15 protein-coding genes are annotated in these 16122 nt (G+C 37.0%); 13 read left to right on the top strand and 2 right to left on the bottom strand.

Annotation, left to right across the window (positions count from 1 at the left end):
• Position 1: 1 nt before the first annotated feature.
• On the top strand, positions 2 to 940 hold the full coding sequence (mdh, locus tag ORL93_RS14270) for a malate dehydrogenase (RefSeq protein ID WP_003200975.1): 939 nt from the start codon (positions 2 to 4) through the stop codon (positions 938 to 940).
• A gap of 216 nt (positions 941 to 1156) precedes the next feature.
• The gene (locus ORL93_RS14265) at positions 1157 to 1630 is read left to right on the top strand and encodes a MaoC/PaaZ C-terminal domain-containing protein (RefSeq protein ID WP_006096177.1); all 474 of its coding nucleotides are present in this window, start codon (positions 1157 to 1159) and stop codon (positions 1628 to 1630) included.
• A gap of 246 nt (positions 1631 to 1876) precedes the next feature.
• Here ORL93_RS14265 and ORL93_RS14260 read toward each other — a convergent pair whose 3' ends face one another.
• On the bottom strand, positions 1877 to 2017 hold the full coding sequence (locus ORL93_RS14260) for a hypothetical protein (RefSeq protein ID WP_003200980.1): 141 nt from the start codon (positions 2015 to 2017) through the stop codon (positions 1877 to 1879).
• Positions 2018 to 2114: 97 nt separating this feature from the next.
• Positions 2115 to 2438 carry a YnfA family protein gene (locus ORL93_RS14255; protein WP_006096178.1) on the bottom strand — a complete coding sequence of 108 codons (324 nt, stop codon included), beginning with the start codon at positions 2436 to 2438 and terminating at the stop codon, positions 2115 to 2117.
• A 171-nt stretch (positions 2439 to 2609) separates the two neighbouring features.
• Here ORL93_RS14255 and ORL93_RS14250 point away from each other — a divergent pair, with 171 nt between their 5' ends.
• From ORL93_RS14250 to dnaI, 11 genes are all read left to right on the top strand, one after another.
• A complete protein-coding gene (locus ORL93_RS14250; RefSeq protein WP_003200984.1) occupies positions 2610 to 3326 on the top strand; it encodes a response regulator transcription factor in 717 nt (238 codons plus the stop codon).
• Positions 3319 to 5082, top strand: a complete 1764-nt coding sequence (pnpS, locus tag ORL93_RS14245; RefSeq protein ID WP_018781625.1) for a two-component system histidine kinase PnpS — start codon at positions 3319 to 3321, stop codon at positions 5080 to 5082. The genes ORL93_RS14250 and pnpS overlap by 8 nt, the downstream gene beginning before the upstream one ends.
• 955 nt (positions 5083 to 6037) lie before the next feature.
• Complete coding sequence (gene polA / locus ORL93_RS14240) at positions 6038 to 8671, top strand: DNA polymerase I (RefSeq protein WP_265959150.1); 2634 nt, start codon at positions 6038 to 6040, stop codon at positions 8669 to 8671.
• A 12-nt stretch (positions 8672 to 8683) separates the two neighbouring features.
• Complete coding sequence (mutM, locus tag ORL93_RS14235; RefSeq protein WP_097795339.1) at positions 8684 to 9514, top strand: DNA-formamidopyrimidine glycosylase; 831 nt, start codon at positions 8684 to 8686, stop codon at positions 9512 to 9514.
• Between the two features lie 83 nt (positions 9515 to 9597).
• Positions 9598 to 10230, top strand: coding sequence for a sporulation membrane protein YtaF (gene ytaF, locus ORL93_RS14230; RefSeq protein ID WP_003200991.1), 633 nt, complete (start codon positions 9598 to 9600; stop codon positions 10228 to 10230).
• 52 nt (positions 10231 to 10282) lie between these two features.
• Positions 10283 to 10885, top strand: coding sequence for a dephospho-CoA kinase (coaE, locus tag ORL93_RS14225; protein ID WP_097795340.1), 603 nt, complete (start codon positions 10283 to 10285; stop codon positions 10883 to 10885).
• A 109-nt stretch (positions 10886 to 10994) separates the two neighbouring features.
• Positions 10995 to 12023 carry a glyceraldehyde-3-phosphate dehydrogenase gene (locus ORL93_RS14220; RefSeq protein ID WP_018764454.1) on the top strand — a complete coding sequence of 343 codons (1029 nt, stop codon included), beginning with the start codon at positions 10995 to 10997 and terminating at the stop codon, positions 12021 to 12023.
• A gap of 388 nt (positions 12024 to 12411) precedes the next feature.
• Positions 12412 to 12795 (top strand): adenosylmethionine decarboxylase, encoded by a 384-nt coding sequence (speD, locus tag ORL93_RS14215; RefSeq protein ID WP_006096185.1) that lies wholly within the window; start codon positions 12412 to 12414, stop codon positions 12793 to 12795.
• Between the two features lie 264 nt (positions 12796 to 13059).
• Entirely contained in the window at positions 13060 to 13521 is a 462-nt protein-coding gene (gene nrdR, locus ORL93_RS14210) for a transcriptional regulator NrdR (protein WP_016116577.1), read from the top strand.
• A 115-nt stretch (positions 13522 to 13636) separates the two neighbouring features.
• The gene (locus ORL93_RS14205; RefSeq protein ID WP_097795341.1) at positions 13637 to 15043 is read left to right on the top strand and encodes a replication initiation and membrane attachment family protein; all 1407 of its coding nucleotides are present in this window, start codon (positions 13637 to 13639) and stop codon (positions 15041 to 15043) included.
• A 33-nt stretch (positions 15044 to 15076) separates the two neighbouring features.
• Positions 15077 to 16015 (top strand): primosomal protein DnaI, encoded by a 939-nt coding sequence (dnaI, locus tag ORL93_RS14200; RefSeq protein WP_003201005.1) that lies wholly within the window; start codon positions 15077 to 15079, stop codon positions 16013 to 16015.
• The last annotated feature ends 107 nt before the right edge of the window (positions 16016 to 16122 follow it).

Raw genomic sequence — 16122 nt, 5'->3', positions numbered from 1 at the left:
TATGACAATCAAACGCAAAAAAGTATCAGTCATCGGTGCAGGATTTACCGGAGCAACAACAGCGTTTTTATTAGCTCAAAAAGAGCTTGCAGATGTTGTATTAGTGGACATTCCACAACTGGAGAATCCAACAAAAGGGAAAGCGTTAGATATGTTAGAAGCAAGCCCTGTACAAGGTTTTGATGCTAACATTATCGGCACATCTGATTACGTAGATACTGCTGATTCTGACGTTGTTGTTATTACAGCAGGAATTGCACGTAAACCAGGTATGAGCCGTGATGATTTAGTAGCAACAAACTCTAAAATTATGAAAAGTATTACGAAAGATATCGCAAAACATTCACCAAACGCAATTATTGTTGTGTTAACAAATCCAGTTGATGCAATGACATATTCTGTATTTAAAGAAGCTGGATTCCCGAAAGAGCGTGTTATCGGTCAATCTGGTGTATTAGATACAGCTCGTTTCCGTACATTCATCGCACAAGAATTAAATCTTTCTGTTAAAGACATTACAGGATTCGTTCTTGGTGGCCACGGTGATGACATGGTGCCTCTTGTACGTTATTCTTATGCGGGCGGTATTCCATTAGAAACATTAATTCCTGCAGAACGCTTAGAAGAAATCGTAGAACGTACGCGTAAAGGCGGCGGCGAAATTGTAAGTTTACTAGGAAACGGTAGTGCATACTACGCGCCAGCTGCTTCTTTAGTTGAAATGACTGAAGCGATTTTAAAAGATCAACGCCGCGTATTACCAGCTATCGCATACCTTGAAGGTGAATATGGCTATAGCGACCTTTACCTAGGTGTACCAGTAATTCTAGGTGGTAACGGAATTGAAAAAATTATTGAATTAGAACTTCGTGAAGAAGAAAAAGAAGCGTTAGATCGTTCGGTAGAATCTGTACGTAACGTTATGAAAGTTCTTATTTAATACAAAATATATGTTAGAAAAAGATTCGGGGTCCCGAATCTTTTTCTACTATTTAGAGGATTATTTTTTTAAAATAATATGAAAACGCTATCATTAATTGTGTCCTACAATGGGAACATAGACTTATAATATACATTGCCCTCATTATAGTAGCGCTTCGGATAATATATTGCTTTTGGTAGGATAATAAAATAAAAATTGGAGGGGGATTGTAACATGTTAAAGAAAAAAATTCAAATTGGTCGTCGAATGGATGAGATTACAGTAGGAGAAAAGTTATCTATCACTGAAAAAATTGAGGATAAAGATCTGTTATTGTATTTAGGATTAACAAATGATTCAAATCCATTATATATTCAGCATGATTACGCATCCCAAACTCCGTATGAAAAACCAATTGTACCAAGCATTATGTTAACGGGTATGATTACAACGGCAGTTACGAAATATTTACCAGGTCCAGGCAGTCATGTTGTTAGGAAGGACCTGACTTTTGTGAAGCCTGTACATCATTATGAAACTTTGCAAATTCATTTTGAAGTTGTAGCAGTTGCGGGGGAAGAGCATACGATTGATATGCGTGTATTCGCTTATGATGAAAAAGAAGAAGTGGTTGTGAAAGGTGTACTAACAGTAGCGCCGCCTTACAAATCAGCTTCTATTTTAGAAAAAGCATTGGATAATTTTTAATAATGAGTTAGTAAGAGTGTAATGAAAAATAGTGCTAACCTATTATATGCTAGGTTAGCACTATTTTTTTATCCCGCATTAACGGACAGTAACACTCCCACCTCAAAATTCAGCGAAAGCAAAGAAGTTAGGTGGGAGATGAACTGTCCGTAAAAGCCCGATTGGTGAGGGCTAATAATCAGTGGGGGACGAAGAAAACCCCCACTGATTAAAGTTTTACTTTATAGGATCGAATGTAAGTATAACTTAACTGAAAAACCCTTCTGCAAACCCTTCTGAGAAATCAGAGATGCCAGTTTGTAATGTTTCCCAGTTTGAAAAGCCGGCAGTAAAACCAACTACAAATAATAAAGCGAAGCCAGATAATACCCAATTTTTACGATTCATTTTGAATTCGCTCCTTAATAGTTTAATCTTTATATTAAAATTTAATTATATTGATTATTACATTTTAAGGAGATATAAGTCAAATGGATACCTGTTTTTAGCCACGTGGCCAAAGAATAATAAACACACCGACAAGGCAAACAGCTGCACCAGCCCAATCGAACAAATCAGGTGTTTTCTTATCAACCATCCATCCCCATAATAAACTCATGAGAATAAATACACCGCCATAAGCTGCGTATACACGTCCGAAACTAGAAAATACTTGGAATGTGGCAATTACACCATATAAACATAAAATGATTCCTCCTATTAGACCGAACCAGATGGAACCACCTTCTCGTATCCATTTCCAGATGAGATATCCACCACCAATTTCAGCTAGTCCGGCAAGAATGAAAATAACAGCTGCTTTAAACATGAATATGTACCATCGCTTTCTATTAGATATATTTTCCTATATAACTATAGCACAATCAAACTTAGTGAATGGACAATTCTATTGAGAGGGGGATTGTTTTCTAGTATGATGGAAATAGTGGGGAAATACTAGGATGAAGAAGGTTTCAAGTCTATAACTTGGAGGAAGAGAATGAGCAATCGAATTTTAGTTGTTGATGATGAGGAGTTTATTTTAACTTTAATTGAATTCAATTTGCAGCAAGCAGGATTTGAAGTGATAACAGCGATGGATGGTGAAGTTGCGCTTCATAAAGCAACAACGGAACGTCCAGATCTGATTATATTAGATTTAATGCTTCCAAAAATGGATGGTATGGAAGTGTGTAAAGAATTACGTTTGCAGCGTATTATGACACCTATTTTAATGCTAACAGCGAAAGATGATGAGTTTGATAAAGTGTTAGGTCTTGAGCTTGGGGCAGATGATTATATGACAAAGCCATTTAGCCCAAGGGAAGTTGTTGCACGTGTGAAGGCAATTTTACGTCGTACGAAATTGCAAGATGAACCAGTTTCAGAAGTGCAGGATGAAAATAGTATCAATATCTATGATTTAAGAATTTTACCTGAATTTTATGAGGCGTATTTCCAAGGAGAAAAGCTAGAACTAACGCCAAAAGAATTTGAGTTACTTGTATATTTAGCAAGGAATAAGGGTCGTGTATTAACACGTGATCAGTTACTAAGTGCTGTATGGAATTATGATTTTGCCGGCGATACAAGAATCGTCGATGTTCATATTAGTCATTTGCGGGATAAAATTGAAAAGAATACGAAAAAACCAGCGTACATTAAAACAATTCGTGGATTAGGTTATAAATTAGAGGAGCCAAAGGGGGATGAATAAATTTCGCTCGAGGCTTCTCTTTACATTTGTTTCTCTTATTATTCTTATTTTAGTTGGACTAGGAGTACTTTTGGAAACGGTGTTTGAGAATTACTACATCGATCATGCGAAAGACAGAACGGTAAAAGAGGCAAGATATGTTGCTTCATTAGTAGAGGCGGAAGGTATTGATCATGTTCTAAAAGCGCCAAACGTATTTGAGAAATTAGAAGAACAAGTGCCGGTTTCGGTTATATTTACTGATGAAGCGAAGAAAGTCAAATATAGTAAAGGTAAGCAACCTATATTCGACCAAGCGACAATTGAGGAACTTTCCTCTGAAACAGCAAAACAAAAAAATAGAGTGATTACGAAGGAAACAGATGATAAAAATGTATTCCATCATGCGGTGTTTGTTCAAGATGCAGAGGGGAAGCAAGGGTACATCATTCTAAAAAGTACAATTGCTCCTTTGAAAGATGTTCATCAAAAAACGTGGGGATTACTCATTGTAGGGTTTGTGATTGCTTGTCTTGTTGTTGTTTTTCTTGGTGTGAAAATTACAGGTCAATATATTCGTCCGATAGAGTCTGTTACGAAAGTAGCGATTGAATTGGCGAAGGGGAATTATAAAGCGCGTGCTTATGAAAGTCATTCAGATGAAACGGGGATGTTAAGTAAGGCAATCAATATTTTAGCGCGTAATTTACAAGAAATGACGCTAGAGCAAGAAATGCAACAAGATCGTTTACATACACTGATTGAAAATATGGGAAGCGGTATGATTTTAATTGATAGCCGTGGTTATATAAGTCTTGTAAACCGTTCGTATAAAGAAATATTTCATGTAACGGATGAAGAGTATTTAGATCGTTTGTATTATGAAGCATTTCTTCATGCAGAAATCATTGAACTTGTGGAAGAAATTTTTATGACAGAAGTGAAAGTACGCAAGCAAATGCTACTGCCACTTGGTATTGAAAGAAAGCACTTTGAAGTATATGGCGCACCAATTATTGGGACAAATCATGAATGGAAAGGGATTGTTCTCGTATTCCACGATATAACAGAGCTAAAGAAACTAGAGCAAATGCGAAAAGACTTTTTAGCAAATGTTTCACATGAATTAAAGACGCCAATTACTTCTATTAAGGGATTTTCTGAAACGTTACTTGATGGTGCGATGGAAAATCAGCAGTTTTGCGAGCATTTCCTGAACATTATTTTAAAGGAAAGCGAGCGTATGCAAGGCTTAATCGAAGACTTATTGGATCTATCAAAGATTGAACAACAAGGATTTAAGTTAAATATGGGTACTGTTGAGATGAAGGAATTGCTTGAAGAAATTAAAATGGTGCTAGAGAATAAATCACAAGATAAAGAAATTTCCTTACAAGTTGATGTGTTGAGACACGTTTCAGTGATAGGAGATCCGAGCCGATTAAAACAAATCTTTATCAATTTAGTTAATAATGCAATTGTATACACACCAGCCGGCGGGACGGTTTCTGTAGAGTTGTTAGAGGATGAACATAACGCTTATATACAGGTATCTGATACAGGAATTGGGATTAGTAAAGAAGAAATCCCACGTATTTTTGAACGTTTTTATCGTGTAGATAAAGCGAGAAGCAGAAATACAGGCGGTACAGGCCTTGGGTTATCGATTGTAAAACATTTAGTAGAAGCCCATCATGGGACAGTTACTGTAGAGAGTGAAGTAGGGGAAGGAACAACATTTACAGTTGCTTTACCGAAATCGGATTTGGAGAAGTAATGATAATGTGCAACCTTTATCCCGCCCGCTATTCGCGGGCAGTAAGACCCCCACCTCAAAGTTCAGCAAAAGCAAAGAAGGTAGGTGGAGTCGGGCTGCCCGTAAAAGCCTGATTGGTGAGGGCTAATAATCAGTGGGGTATGGAAAAACCACTAATTAAAGTTTCACTTTATTGGATGAGAGCTATATAAATCTATTTTGATTTTTCGATATATAAGTCGTTGATATGAAAAAGGTGACCTACACTCGTTTTTTCTTTCTGCTTTAACTTGGCATGGAGCAGGAAGAGGGTCTGACCGCTTCTATGCATGGCCGGATACTCTCTCTCGCCTAAAAAGAAAGGGTTTATGTCGGTTTCTTAATTTGGATTTATATAGTAAACGTTTGAACGGGATATATTTACATTATATTAACAATAGCTTCATTAAATATTAATAAAGTCCTGTTAATATAATACATGAAAACCCCTTCATCCAAGGAGTAATTTTGGACGAGAATAGGTGCTCTATTCTCGTCACTTCCCTTTTTGTGAAACTATAATATCTTTGTTTTTGAAATATCTCTATGTAACTTATATCCAAGTGTTATATCAATACGATAAGGTTATTTTAATTCATGAGATATTGTGACAGCATCTCCATTTTACATTAAATATATGTAGTAGGAAGAACCGTTATTTTTCTTCTCTCTCTTAGTCGTGTTAATATAGAGAGAAGGAAAAGACGGTTTTTTCTTTCTATATAAATCCATTTTGATTTTTCAATATATAAGTCACTGCTATGAAGAACAAAAGGTGACCTGCGCTCGTTTTCTCTTTTTGTTTTAACTTGGCATGGGGTGACCGCTTCTATGCATGGCTGGATGCTCTCTCCCTCCTAAAAAAAGGGGTTATGTCGGTTTTTTAATTTGGATTTATATATAAATCGTTTTAAATTTGTATGGGGAGGTTTCTAATTTGGAAAAAAAGGTCGTATTAGTCGATGGAAATAATATCGCGTATCGTGCTTTCTTTGCACTGCCGCTTTTAAATAACGACAAAGGTATACATACGAACGCAATTTATGGTTTTACGATGATGTTAATGAGAATATTAGAAGAAGAAAAACCAACACATATGCTTGTTGCGTTTGATGCGGGTAAAACAACATTTCGTCACAAAACATTTAGCGAATATAAAGGAGGTCGTCAAAAAACGCCACCGGAGCTATCAGAGCAATTCCCATTTATTCGTGAACTGTTAGATGCGTTTCACGTACCACGCTATGAGTTAGAGAACTATGAAGCAGATGACATTATGGGCACACTAGCGAAAGAAGCGAACGAACAAGGTGCTCACGTAAAAGTTATTTCTGGAGATAAAGATTTACTGCAGCTTGTTTCTGATACTACGCTTGTATGTATTCCGCGAAAAGGGATTACAGAAGTAGATGAATATACGAAAGAAGCGTTATTCGAAAAATATAGTTTATCACCAAAGCAAATTATTGATATGAAAGGTTTAATGGGAGATCAATCGGATAACATCCCAGGTGTACCGGGAGTTGGTGAGAAGACAGCAATCAAATTGTTAACGCAATTTGAAACAGTAGAAGCAGTATATGAGAACTTAGACAAGGTGAGCGGAAAAAAATTAAAAGAAAATCTAGAAATGAATAAAGAGCAAGCGTTTATGAGTAAAGAGCTTGCCACAATTATTACCGATGCACCAATTACAGTGCATGTAGATGATATCGAATACAAAGGATATGAAGCAAGTGACGTCATTCCAATGTTTGAGAATTTAGGATTTACTTCGCTATTAAATAAGCTCGGTGCGACTCCTGAAGAAACAGCTCCAGCTGAATTAGATGATATTTCATTTGATATTGCAGAAGAAGTGACAGAAGAAATGCTGCAGCAAGATAGTGCAATTATTGTGGAAGTACAAGAAGGCAATTATCATAAAGCTGATATTCAAGGGTTCGGTATTCAAAATGAAAATGGCTGTTATTTCATTCCGAGCGATGTTGCGCTAAAATCTGAAGCTTTTAAGAAGTGGCTTGCAGATGATGAAATGAGAAAGTATACGTTTGATGCGAAACGTGCCATTGTTGCACTTAAGTGGAAAGGTATAGAGATTCAAGGGATTGACTTTGATTTACTAATTGCCGCTTATTTACTTGATCCAGCAGATACAGATAAAGATTTCCGTGCCGTAGCGAAAATGAAAGAAACGCATGCTGTTAAATCTGATGAAGAAGTGTATGGAAAAGGTGCAAAACGTGCGGTTCCTGCGCAAGATATAGTCGCGGAGCACGTAGCTCGAAAAGTACATGTATTATACGATGTGCAAAAAACATTTGTAGAAGAACTACAAAAAAATGAACAATATGAACTATTTACTGAGCTTGAAATGCCGCTTGCTCGTGTGTTAGCTGAAATGGAAGTGAAAGGTGTTACGGTTGATACAGAGCGCTTACGTAGTATGGGAGATGAGCTTGCTGGAAGGCTTAAGGAAATGGAACAAGAAATTTATGAGCTTGCAGGAACGGAATTTAATATTAATTCTCCAAAGCAGCTTGGCGTGATTCTATTTGAGAATTTAAACCTACCGGTTATTAAAAAGACGAAAACAGGATATTCTACGTCAGCTGATGTGCTGGACAAGTTAATGGAGCATCATGAAATTATCCCTAAAATTTTACACTATCGTCAATTAGGAAAATTAAATTCGACATATATTGAAGGATTATTAAAAGTTGTTCATGAAGATTCATCTAAAATTCATACTCGTTTTAATCAAGTGTTAACGCAAACGGGCCGATTAAGTTCTACAGACCCAAACTTGCAAAATATCCCGATCCGTTTAGAAGAAGGAAGAAAGATTCGTCAGGCGTTCATTCCTTCAAAAGAAGGCTGGGTTATGTATGCAGCCGATTATTCACAAATTGAACTGCGTGTCTTGGCGCATATTGCAAAAGACAAAGGGTTAGTAGAAGCGTTCCAGCATGATATGGATATTCATACGAAAACTGCAATAGACGTGTTTGGCGTTGGAAAAGATGAAGTAACATCGAATATGAGACGTCAAGCAAAAGCGGTTAACTTCGGAATTGTGTATGGTATTAGTGACTATGGGCTTTCACAAAACTTAGGAATCACACGAAAAGCAGCAGGGGAATTTATTGAAAAGTATTTCGCAAGCTTCCTTGGTGTAAAAGAATATATGGATGAGATTGTACAAGAAGCGAAGCAAAAAGGATACGTTTCTACATTATTAAATCGTCGCCGTTATATTCCGGAAATTACGAGTCGTAATTTTAATTTGCGCAGCTTTGCGGAGCGTACTGCGATGAATACACCAATTCAAGGTAGTGCGGCAGATATTATTAAAAAAGCGATGATTATTATGGCGGATCGCTTAGAAGAAGAAGGCTTACAAGCGCGTCTTCTTCTGCAAGTACACGATGAATTGATCTTTGAAGTGCCAAAAGAAGAAGTAGAAAAATTAGAAAAGCTTGTACCTGAAGTGATGGAGCATGCGATTGAACTTGCTGTTCCTCTAAAAGTTGATTATTCTTCTGGTCCAACTTGGTATGACGCAAAATAAGGAAGTGATTGAATGCCTGAACTACCAGAGGTTGAAAATGTTAGAAGGACACTTGAAAACCTTGTAACGGGAAAAACAATTCAAGATGTGATCGTAACGTATCCAAAATTAGTAAAGCGACCAGATGACGCAGAGCTCTTTAAAGAAATGTTACGAGGTGAAAAGATTGAACGGATTGAGCGAAGAGGTAAGTTTTTACTTCTATATGTAACAAAGTATGTTATTGTTTCACATTTGCGTATGGAAGGGAAATATTTGCTTCATAAAGATGATGAGCCGGTAGATAAACATACGCATGTGCGTTTCCAGTTTACAGATGGTACAGAGTTACACTATAAAGATGTAAGAAAGTTCGGCACGATGCATCTCTTTAAAAAAGGTGAAGAATTTGACCAAATGCCACTTGCTGATTTAGGGCCTGAGCCATTTGACGTTGAACTGACAGTAGGGTATTTGCAAGAAAGATTGCAAAAGACAAACCGTAAAATAAAAGTTGTATTGCTCGATCAACGTCTTTTAGTCGGGCTTGGTAATATATATGTAGATGAAGTTTTATTCCGTTCCGGGATTCACCCGGAACGAGAAGCTTCATCTTTAACGAAAGCTGAAATTGAAAAGATTCATGCGGCGACCGTTGCAACATTAGCGGAGGCTGTTGAGCGCGGTGGAAGTACAATCAGAACGTATATCAATTCGCAAGGACAAATTGGCTCGTTCCAAGAGCTTCTAAATGTGTATGGAAGAAAAGGTGAACCATGCGTAACTTGTGGGAACGTGATTGAAAAGACAGTTGTTGGTGGACGAGGAACGCATTATTGTCCTATGTGCCAGCCAAAAAGCTAAGAAAGATATCGTTTTCTAATAACATCGGATAGGCATTTGTCATATACATACAGCAAAGCTATGTATAGGGAAGGAGCTTACCGATGTATCATTATTTCTCTCTTATTTTATTAGCTTTTACATTAAGTTTAGATAGCTGTAGTGTAGGGCTTACTTATGGTTTGCGGAGCGTACGGATTCCGTTAAAATCGATACTCATCATTGGAATGTGTTCAGCGGCTGTTATGCTTGTGTCGATGGGAATTGGACATATGATTGCTAAGGTGTTTTCTCCGGTGATTGCAACGCGCATTGGCGGAATCGTTTTAGTGGCTATTGGAGCGTGGGTGTTGTATCAGTTTTTTCGGAGTGATAAAAAAGACGAACCGCAGCAAGAAGAGAAAGTTTGGAAGTTAGAAATTGCTTCGCTTGGGTTAGTCATTCAAATTTTACGGAAACCGACTGTTGCCGATTTTGATAAATCAGGCACGATTTCTGGTGGGGAAGCCTTGCTTTTAGGTATCGCTCTTTCAGTAGACTCGTTTGGAGCAGGGATTGGTGCATCCTTACTAGGATATACACCCGCCATGATGGCAGTGTTAGTTGCCGTTATGAGTTCTCTGTTTTTATTTATCGGAATGAGGCTAGGAACGGTTTTATCGAATATGCGATGGTTACAAAAATTTACGTTCCTACCTGGGATTTTACTTATTATTATTGGAATTTGGAAAATGTAAGTGGGAGCGTGAAACATAAGTTTCACGCTTTTATTTGTGAGGAGGAAATAGAATGACAATTGTTATAGGTTTAACAGGAGGTATTGCAAGTGGAAAAAGTACTGTTTCACAAATGTTTCGTGAACTGCAAATACCTGTAATTGACGCGGATATTATTGCAAGAGAAGTTGTAGAACAAGGTAAAGAAGCATATAAAGAAATTGTAGACGTATTCGGTGAAGAAATATTACAAGCAGATGGCGAACTTGATCGTCAAAAGCTTGGGAGTATTGTATTTCATAATGAAGAAAAACGATTGCGCTTAAATAAAATTGTTCATCCAGCTGTCCGCAAAGAAATGAATGTGCAGAAGGACATGTACATAAAGGAAGGAGTGCAAGCGGTTGTGTTAGATATTCCGCTTCTATTTGAGAGTAAGTTAACAGCACTTGTTGATCAGATTGTAGTTGTAGCTGTATCACCTAGTATGCAATTAGAACGTTTAATGAAGCGAAATGGCTTTACAGAAGAGGATGCGAAAGCACGTATTGATTCGCAAATGCCTTTAGCGGAGAAAGCAACATTAGCTAATAAAGTTATTTATAATGATGGCACAATTGCTGAGACAAAAGCGCAATTACAGCTCATTTTAAAAGAATGGAACATTATTAACTAAAAAATTGTGAAATTAGTGAAAATGCTTAGTGACATATCTTCTTTTTGTGTTATACTATTATTGGGATTGGAGATAAATAGTATAACGCATTCAAGGGGGATAACATATTATGACTCGTGTGGCAATTAATGGATTTGGACGTATTGGGAGAATGGTATTTCGTCAAGCGATAAAAGAAAGCGCATTCGAAATTGTAGCGATTAACGCAAGCTATCCACCAGAAACATTAGCACATTTAATCAAGTATGATACAGTTCATGGCAAGTTTGACGGAACAGTGGAAGCATTTGAAGATCATTTATTAGTGGATGGGAAAATGATTCGCCTTCTAAACAACCGCGATCCAAAAGAATTGCCTTGGAAAGAACTGGATGTTGAAATTGTAATTGAAGCAACTGGTAAATTTAATGCGAAAGAAAAAGCAATTCTTCACGTAGAAGCTGGAGCGAAAAAGGTTATTTTAACAGCACCTGGTAAAAATGAAGATGTAACAATTGTAGTTGGTGTAAACGAAGAACAATTAGATATTACAAACCATACTGTGATTTCAAATGCATCTTGTACAACAAACTGTTTAGCGCCTGTTGTTAAGGTGTTAGATGAGCAATTTGGAATTGAAAACGGTTTAATGACAACTGTTCATGCTTATACAAATGACCAAAAAAATATTGATAACCCACATAAAGATTTACGAAGAGCGCGTGCTTGTGGACAGTCTATTATTCCTACAACAACAGGCGCTGCGAAAGCTCTAGCGAAAGTTCTTCCACATTTAAACGGAAAACTTCATGGGATGGCACTTCGTGTTCCGACACCAAACGTGTCTCTTGTTGACTTAGTAGTAGATGTAAAACGTGATGTAACAGTTGAGGAAATTAATGAAGCGTTTAAAACTGTTGCAAACGGTCCATTGAAAGGGATTATTGAGTTCAGTGAGGAACCTTTAGTTTCGATTGACTTTAATACAAATACACACTCAGCTATCATTGATAGTTTATCTACAATGGTAATGGGCGAACGTAAAGTGAAAGTACTTGCTTGGTATGATAACGAGTGGGGTTACTCTCGCCGCGTTGTAGATCTTGTGAAGTTAGTTGGCGCTGAATTAACAAAACAAGAAAGTGTGCAACACATTTAATGATACAAGGAAGGCAAGCGATTGCTTGTCTTCTTTTTTATGCTTTTTTCTGAAAAGGAAAAAAATTATATGAGTATATTTTTATAAATGGTACATATAAAAAAACATTGTGATTACTGCATTTGTGAATCAATTATTTTTTTGGGGGAAAAGTAAAGAAGAGAATATGACAAAAAATCGAAAAAACTGTTGTTGCAAAATGAAAATAAACAAAGTATACTAACACTCGTAAACTTAAGAGCTGAGGTACGTAGTTACTACTTAAAGGGTTAGGACCTCTCTGGACTAACTTTCCCCCGTGGTAGTAGAGCAAGCCAAATTGCAAATTAGTTTTCAATTCGAACAGTTAGATTAAATTTTTATGAGGGGGAACTGTAGAATGGATACTATGGACACGATGGGTCGTCACGTAATTGCTGAACTGTGGGATTGCGATTTCGACAAGCTTAATGATATGCCGTTTATTGAACAATTATTTGTGGATGCAGCACTAAGAGCTGGTGCTGAAGTACGTGAGGTTGCTTTTCATAAATTTGCGCCACAGGGTGTAAGTGGAGTTGTAATCATTTCGGAGTCACATTTAACAATTCATAGCTTTCCAGAGCACGGCTATGCAAGTATTGATGTTTATACTTGCGGGGATCGTATTGATCCAAATGTTGCTGCAGAGTATATTGCAGAAGGTTTAAATGCGAAAACGCGAGAGAGCATCGAGCTTCCTCGAGGCACAGGTAGCTTCGAAATTAAGCATAGAGAAACAAAAGCTCTTTAAAAAAGAACATAATTGATTTAAAATGTAAAGAGGTGTATAATGCACCTCTTTTTAGTTTATATAAATTTGAAATTGTAAAATGGTAGACTGTTTTTGACGAATGCTTGCTATAAAGTAAATTTTTAAAAAGTAATGTATTATTGAACGTGAATAGTAGGATAAGGTAGTGAGCAAATACAAATAGGTTATATAATATTGTATATATATTTTCACATGTAGATGAAGTAAAAAGAATGAAGATTAAATTGCAAGGGAGTGAATGAGTTGCGTTGTCCAGCCTGTTTTCATAATGGTACAAGAGTATTGGATTCACGTCCGGTAGATGAGGGACGCTCCATTCGAAGAAGAAGAGAGTGTGAAAGTTGTTTAAATCGATTTACGACATTTGAACGAGTAGAAGAACCACCTCTTATTGTTGTAAAAAAAGAGGGAACACGAGAAGAGTTTAATAAAGAAAAGATTTTGCGTGGATTAATTAAAGCGTGTGAAAAAAGACCTGTATCGTTAAAACAATTAGAAGAAGTAACACAAAATGTGGAGCGTGAACTTCGTAATTTAGGAATATCAGAAGTGAAAAGTGATATGATCGGTGAAATCGTAATGGAGGCACTTCGAGATATTGATGATGTTGCTTATGTACGATTTGCCTCCGTATATCGTCAATTTAAAGATTTAAATGTATTTATTGAAGAATTAAAAGATATACTGCAAAAAGAACGAGAATAAAGTGAAACTTTGAGCCCGCAAATAGTGGTGAAAAAGAGCTAGAAGCGAAAGCTATTAGCTCTTTTTCACTAAGGAATTATATACGTAGAATGGAAGAAAGAAAGGAATTGCAAGGATGGAAAAACAGTCATGGATGGAGCTATTGCCAATTGATCGTTATAAAGTAAGTGCGACAGGGTTGCTGCATAGTTACGATCGGAAGGTATTAACGATGTTATATCAACCATTAGTGGGTAGCAAGGCTTTTAGCTTATACATGACGCTGTGGGGAGAGCTAGAGCAGGATCGTGTATTTGGAAAAGAGAATACACACCACTCTCTTATGGTGACAATGCAAATGCAGCTTCCTGGAGTATATGAAGAACGGATGAAATTAGAAGCAATTGGGCTTTTAAACGTATATATAAAAAAAGAAAAAGATATTCGAATGTTTATATACGAATTGCAGCCGCCGTTATCACCAAAACAATTTTTTGATGATATTGTCCTGAGCATCTTTTTGTATAATCGATTAAGCCGTGCGAAATATAATCAAGTTAAACAATATTTTTTAGAAGAAGAGTTTGATTTTGCTTCTTATGAAAATGTTACACATTCCTTTAATGATGTATTTGGGTCTTTTAATCCAGGGCAATTTGAACATGCGCAAGAGGAACTTCGAATTCCAAGTAGCGCAGTTATGCCGGGCAATGAAAAAGGAACTGCCCCACAACTTTGGAACGATTTCTTTGATTTTTCTTTATTTGTAGAAGGGTTATCGACTCTTGTGCCGCGAAAAGCGATTACGGACCAAGTGCGTGAATGTGTTGTTACACTCTCTTACGTGTATGGTGTGGATGTGCTGTCGATGCAAAATATTGTGCTTGGTGCAATGACAGAATTGCAAACGATTGATATGGAAAGGCTTCGGAAAGGAGCGCGTGATTGGTATCAATTTGAAAATGGTCAAGCGCTTCCAGTGTTAAGTGAACGAGTACAGCCTCATGCTGCACGTACGATGAAAGAGAAAGAGCCGTCTACGCAAGAAGAGATGCTCATTAAACAGCTAGAAGAAATTTCTCCAAAACAATTGTTAAAAGAAATTTCAGGCGGGGCAGAAGCAACGAAAGCAGATTTGCAAATTGTAGAAGAAGTAATGATGAATCAAAAACTAACGCCAGGTGTGGTCAATGTACTTATTTATTATGTGATGCTGCGTTCGGATATGAAGCTTGCCAAAACATATGTTGAGAAAATTGCGGGGCACTGGGCACGAAAAAAAGTAGGTACGGTATCAGAAGCGATGGCATTGGCGAAAGAAGAGAATCGTCAATATCAAGAATGGGCTGAAACGAAGAAAAAGGGTCATACTTCGAAGAAAACAGTGCGGAAAGAAATGGTGCCCGATTGGTTGAAAGAACAATCCAAGGAACAACCAGAAGAACAGCCTAAGGAACTTACGAATGTGGCGAAAAAATCGAGCAAGTTAGAAGAAGAACGAAAGAGATTGGAAGAAGAGTTGAAAAAATATAAGCGTGATTAATAGAAGAGAATGAACGCTCTTTGAGGTGAGAGAATGGAGCATATTCAAAATTCATTTGCAAAGTTGATGCAAAATGAGAATTTTAAAAATAGATACGAAGTGTTAAAGGCGGAAGTGATGGCACATCCGCGTGTGAAAGAGTTTATTGAAGAACATAAAGGTGAAGTGACGACTTCCATGATAGAGCGAAGTCTTGTGAAACTGTATGAATACATTGGGCAAAGTGTTGGATGTGCAGATTGTCCGAACTTAGAATCATGTAAAAATATGATTCAAGGATATGAGCCGAAACTGATTATTCAAGGTAAGATGATTGATATTCAATATGATCGCTGCGTAAGAAAAGTGGCTTATGATGAGCGGAAGAAATATGAAAAATTAGTTCAAAGTGTCTATATGCCAAGTGATATTTTACAGGCTTCTATGGAAAATTTAGATCCATCAGATTTAGAACCGCGAATTGAGGCGATTCGTGCAGCAAATGAATTTTTAAGTGCATACGAACCTGGAAAAAAAGTACAAGCGTTATATTTCTACGGTAAATTTGGTGTAGGGAAAACGTATCTCTTAGGAGCGATTGCGAATGAATTAGCCTTAAAAAAAATAAGTTCAATGATCGTATACTTACCAGAATTTTTACGAGAAATTAAAAGTTCACTGCAAAATAATACGATAGGTGAAAAAATTGATGCGGTGAAGCGTGTACAAGTATTAATGTTAGATGATATTGGGGCGGAAGCAATGTCAAGCTTTGTGCGTGATGATGTGCTTGGTGCTATACTGCAGTTCCGTATGCTTGAAAACTTACCGACGTTCTTTACGTCTAATTTTGACTTTAAACAGCTAGAACATCATTTAACCTACACACAGCGTGGAGAAGCAGAAGAAATGAAAGCGGCGCGTATTATGGAGCGTATTAAGTATTTGGCGAAGCCAGTTCCAATTGGTGGGAAAAATCGTCGTCATACGTAAAGAGTGAGCATACTGCTTGCTCTTTTTTTATGTTTCTTCAGTATATGTTTGAAATTTCATACGAGCTTGTATCATTTTTTTTCTAGTCCCTTAATATATATAAAATT

Origin of the sequence: Bacillus sp. DHT2, from assembly GCF_026241455.1 — a bacterium.
In the GTDB taxonomy this organism is placed as follows: domain Bacteria; phylum Bacillota; class Bacilli; order Bacillales; family Bacillaceae_G; genus Bacillus_A; species Bacillus_A pseudomycoides.
Note: the sequence above shows the minus strand (reverse complement) of the source record. Positions and strands in the feature narration are given on the sequence as shown.